The following is a 4,206-nucleotide window of genomic DNA, read 5'->3' as shown; positions in this document are numbered from 1 at the left end:
GGCGGCGCGCCAGGCGGCGTCGGCGTCGACGTAGTTGTTGTAGCTCATCGCCTTGCCGTGGAGCTGCTCGGCCTGCGCCAGCCCCGGCGTCCCGGACAGGTACAGGGCCGCCGGCTGGTGCGGGTTCTCGCCGTAGCGCAGCACGTCGGCCCGCCGCCAGGTGCCGCCGACCCAGGCCGGGAAGCCGGAGTCGTCGTCGGGGGCGACGACGTTGCCGAGCCACGAGGCGACGGCGACGTCGTAGTCGGCGGTGTGCCGGAAGGCGGCCGCGGCGAGCCGGCGCCGCTGCTCCAGGGTGAAGCCGCCGTTCGTCACCGCGGCCACGACGTCGTCGTAGCCCGCCGGGTCGACGACGACGGCGACGCTCGCGTGGTTCTTCGCGGCCGCCCGCACCATGGTGGGCCCACCGATGTCGATCTGCTCGATGCACTCCTCGGCGTCGGCGCCGGAGGCCACCGTGTCGGTGAACGGGTAGAGGTTGACGACGACGAGGTCGAAGGGGGCCACGCCGAGCTCCTCGAGCTCGCGCCGGTGGGACTCCCGGCGCCGGTCGGCGAGGATACCGGCGTGGACGCGCGGGTGCAGGGTCTTGACCCGCCCGTCGAGGCACTCGGGGTAGCCGGTGACCTGCTCGACCGGCACCACGGGCACACCGGCCGCGGAGATGGTGCGGGCGGTGGAGCCGGTGGAGACGATCTCCACACCGGCCCCGTGCAGGGCCTGGGCGAGGTCCGCCAGCCCCGTCTTGTCGTAGACGGAGACGAGCGCGCGGCGGATCGGAAGGGTGTCGGTCACGGTGTCACTCCTGGGTGCGATGGAACGGACCCGGGGCACCCAGGCGTGCGGTGCCCGTGCAGGGGACTTCCGGCCGCTCCCCGGTGGTGTCGCTCCACCTCGGTTGCGCCAGTCACGGCCGCGGTCGAGTCTACTCCCTCCGGCCGGGCTGCGGGCCACCGTCGCCGGGAGTGGCCGGCCGGTCCTCGACGACGACGCGCCGTCCCTCGACCCACCAGCGGTGCCGGGCCAGGCGGCCCACCTGCTCGACGAGCTGGGCCCGCTCGGCGACCTTGATCCGCTCGGTGAGCGTGTCGACGGTGTCGTCGTCGCGCACCGGGACGGCGACCTGGGCGATGATCGCGCCGGTGTCCACGCCCTCGTCGACGACGAAGAGGGTGGCCCCGGTGATCTTCACCCCGTACTCCAGGGCGTCCCGCGGGCCGTTCATGCCGGCGAAGGCCGGGAGCAGGGAGTTGTGGGTGTTGAGGTACCGGCCGCCGAAGCGTTCGAGGAAGTGCGGGCCGCAGAGCTTGAGGAAGCCGGCCGAGACGACGAGGTCCGGCTCCGCGGCGGCGACGGCCGCGGTGAGGGCGCGGTCCCACGACTCGCGGTCCGGGTGGTCGGAGAGACGTTCGACGAAGGTCGGGATGCCGGCGCGGGCGGCGATCTCCAGGCCGCCGGCCGAGTGGCGGTCCGCCCCGACGGCGACCACCTCCACCCCGTAGCCGGGGTCCCGGGTGGCCTCGAGGAGTGCGGCGAGGTTGGACCCGCCACCGGAGATGAGGACGACGACGCGTGTGGGCACGTGCCGAGGGTAGTCCGCCGGGGTGGGAGACTGGACATCATGCCGTCCCAGGACCTGCGAGCCGCCCCGCCCGGTGAGGACCGGGTGCGTGCCGCGCACCGGCCGGTGCTGTGGTTCTCCGTCGTGCTCCTCGCAGCGCTGTGGCTGTCGGTGACCCGGCCGCCGTGGCCGCTCCCGCTGGTCCCCGGGCTGCTGGCCGCCGTGGCGGTGGTGCTGGGCATCGTCGGGCTGGTGCGGATGCACCGGGCCCGCGTGACGAGCGTGGCGACGACGGTGCTCGTCGCCGTCGGGATCGTCTTCGCGGCCGGGATGGTCGTGGTGACGGCCGCGCAGGCGCTCATGTGGCCGGTGTACGCGGAGTTCCACGCCTGTCTCGACCGCGCGCTGACCCACCGGGCGCAGGACGCCTGCTTCGCCGAGCTGGAGCAGCGCACCCAGGACCTGCTGCTCGACCTCATGCCGTAGCGGGGCACGTGCGCGTGCACCGCTCCCGCTGGGTCCCCCCGCCCGGCCCGCGCCGCGAACGACCGCGGAGGTGGTCGCCCGCGGTGGGGCGCCGCACCCGCCCGGCGCGCTGGGTAGGCGGGATCGCACCACCCGCCGTAGCGTGGAGGGGATCCCGAGACGAGAAGGAGGTACAGCCATGGCTCAGCTGACCGGTAAGAAGGTCGCGTTCCTGGCCACCGACGGGTACGAGGACTCCGAGCTCACCCAGCCGTGGGAGGCGGTGACGTCGCAGGGCGCCGAGGCGGTGCTCATCTCCCCGCGGACCGGCACGATCACCGGCAAGAAGGGCCACGAGCAGCAGGTGGACCTCACCACCGCGGACGCCCGGCCGGAGGACTACGACGCGCTGGTGCTGCCCGGCGGCGTGATGAACGGCGACAAGCTCCGCATGGACGAGCCGGCCGTCGCCTTCGTCCGCGAGATCTTCGCCCAGCACAAGCCGGTCGGTGTCATCTGCCACGGCGGCTGGATCCTCACCGACGCCGACGTGCTGCGCGGCCGCACGGTGACGTCCTACCCGAGCCTGAAGACCGACCTGTCCAACGCCGGGGCGACCTGGGTGGACGAGGAGGTCGTGGTCGACAACGGCCTGGTCAGCAGCCGCGTCCCCAGCGACCTCCCCGCGTTCTGCGACAAGCTCGTGGAGGAGATCGCCGAGGGCGAGCACGAGCGGCAGACCGCCTGACCTAGTCCGACCCCTCGGACGGCTCCGCCGACGGCGACGTGGGCGACGTGCCCGCATCGCCGTCGGCGTTCTGCAGCCGGGCGCGCACGGCCCGGTAGCCGCGCGCGACGAGGGCGTGCACCTGCGGGTGCAGCGCGAGCAGCACGAGACCGGCGCCCAGGCCGGTCCGCCAGGCCAGCGCGCCCGCCACGGCCGGGGCCGCGGCCCCCACCGTGGCGAGGCGACCGGGCCCGATGCCGCCGGAGGCGGCCACGCAGAGCACCGCCGCGGTGAGCGCGACCGTGCCGGTGGCGACGACGCCGCTGAGCAGCGCCTCCCACCAGGTCTGCTGGAAGCGTCGGCGGTGCAGCCACAGGCCCACCCCGGCCCCCACGACGAGCGGTGCCAGCACCACCCAGCCCAGACCGGGTGCCCCGGGCTGGGGCAGCACCCCGAGCACGGGCACCGCGGGCAGCGGCGCGGCGACCACCTCCGTCGGGGAGAAGAGCGTGCCCTCCCCCACGGCGAAGCCGGGCCCCGCGAGCCAGGCGAGGCCCCAGACGACGAGGGTGGGGACGAAGGCGAGCTGGGCGAGCACGAGGACCACCGCACCGAGCCGCCCCGGTGCCAGCGCCTCGTGTAGCTCGAGCACCGTCACCACGCCCTGGACCAGGGCGATCGCGACGACGAGGAGCGCCAGCGTCAGCAGCGCGGCCAGCGCGAGCCACGCCGCCCGCAGCCCGGCCCGCCCCCAGTCCGGGACGCGGTCCCGCAGCCAGACCCACCACGCGGGGGCGGGGGCGTGTGCCCGCCGCAGCGCCAGGACCAGCGCACTCGTCCCGATGAGGACCGCCCCGAGGAGCACCGTGGGCCGTCCCGCGGGACCCGGGACCAGCGCGGACAGCCCGAGCACGCTGAGGGTGAAGCCACCGAGCGCGAAGGCTGCCGTGGCGGGGCGGCGCAGCCGGACGCGGCGCGCGCCACCGTAGAGCAGCGCGGCGCTCACCAGGCTGGTGCCGAGGGGGGTCAGGGAGACGACACCCGCCTCCCCCATGTCGATCGCGCCGCCGTGGCCCAGCAGCCACACACCGGTGCCGATGACGGCGGCGTCCATCCAGCTGGCCTCGCCGAGCAGCGGGGCCGCCGCGGTGGCGACGTAGGCGGCCACGGTGGGCACGACGACGAGCAGCCAGCTGAGGATCGCGGTCTCGACGCCCGCGAGGGTGGCGCGGAGCCAGGCGTCCGGCAGCCTCGGGGCCCGCCGGGCAGGGCTGTCCAGCTCCACCGTCGTCGTCATCCGTCCCATGGTCCGCGACCGCGGAGCTGCTGCCGGGGAGGGCGGCGGCGTGTCGCCGGATGTGACGTGGTCCGTCCGCGCCCGGGCGGGCGGTCTGCCGGCGGCTCGGTGGTCGGTCGGGGCGTACCCGCCGGGAGGGACGCGGACGGCCCGCCG

General features: G+C 75.3%; 4 protein-coding genes, 1 pseudogene and 1 riboswitch. Of the genes and pseudogenes, 2 read left to right on the top strand and 3 right to left on the bottom strand.

The genetic code is table 11. The annotated features are described in order from the left end of the window. A pseudogene (gene purH / locus Q0195_RS11130) lies at positions 1–795 on the bottom strand (bifunctional phosphoribosylaminoimidazolecarboxamide formyltransferase/IMP cyclohydrolase); the annotation flags it as partial. Positions 796–825: 30 nt separating this feature from the next. Then, positions 826–921, bottom strand: a riboswitch (ZMP/ZTP riboswitch). Between the two features lie 4 nt (positions 922–925). After that, the gene (gene purN, locus Q0195_RS11125) at positions 926–1,582 is read right to left on the bottom strand and encodes a phosphoribosylglycinamide formyltransferase (RefSeq protein ID WP_299278392.1); all 657 of its coding nucleotides are present in this window, start codon (positions 1,580–1,582) and stop codon (positions 926–928) included. 39 nt (positions 1,583–1,621) lie between these two features. Between purN and Q0195_RS11120 the strand changes: the two genes are divergently transcribed. Beyond that, positions 1,622–2,047: a hypothetical protein gene (locus Q0195_RS11120; protein WP_299278389.1), complete on the top strand. Its 426-nt coding sequence runs from the start codon at positions 1,622–1,624 to the stop codon at positions 2,045–2,047. Between the two features lie 178 nt (positions 2,048–2,225). Beyond that, positions 2,226–2,774 carry a type 1 glutamine amidotransferase domain-containing protein gene (locus Q0195_RS11115; RefSeq protein ID WP_299278386.1) on the top strand — a complete coding sequence of 183 codons (549 nt, stop codon included), beginning with the start codon at positions 2,226–2,228 and terminating at the stop codon, positions 2,772–2,774. Between the two features lies 1 nt (position 2,775). On the opposite strand, the gene Q0195_RS11110 is transcribed toward Q0195_RS11115, so the two are convergent. Continuing rightward, positions 2,776–4,050: a DUF6350 family protein gene (locus Q0195_RS11110; protein WP_299278383.1), complete on the bottom strand. Its 1,275-nt coding sequence runs from the start codon at positions 4,048–4,050 to the stop codon at positions 2,776–2,778. Positions 4,051–4,206 lie beyond the last annotated feature (156 nt).

Source organism: uncultured Georgenia sp. (genome assembly GCF_937958535.1).
GTDB lineage: Bacteria > Actinomycetota > Actinomycetes > Actinomycetales > Actinomycetaceae > Oceanitalea.
This window is presented reverse-complemented; position numbering and strand designations above follow the sequence as displayed.

Bases quoted from the DNA above. Each gene is read 5' to 3' on its own strand.
- Q0195_RS11120 (WP_299278389.1), top strand. From the start codon at position 1,622: ATGCCGTCCCAGGACCTGCGAGCCGCCCCGCCCGGTGAGGACCGGGTG.
- Q0195_RS11115 (WP_299278386.1), top strand. From the start codon at position 2,226: ATGGCTCAGCTGACCGGTAAGAAGGTCGCGTTCCTGGCCACCGACGGG.
- Q0195_RS11110 (WP_299278383.1), bottom strand. From the start codon at position 4,050: ATGACGACGACGGTGGAGCTGGACAGCCCTGCCCGGCGGGCCCCGAGG.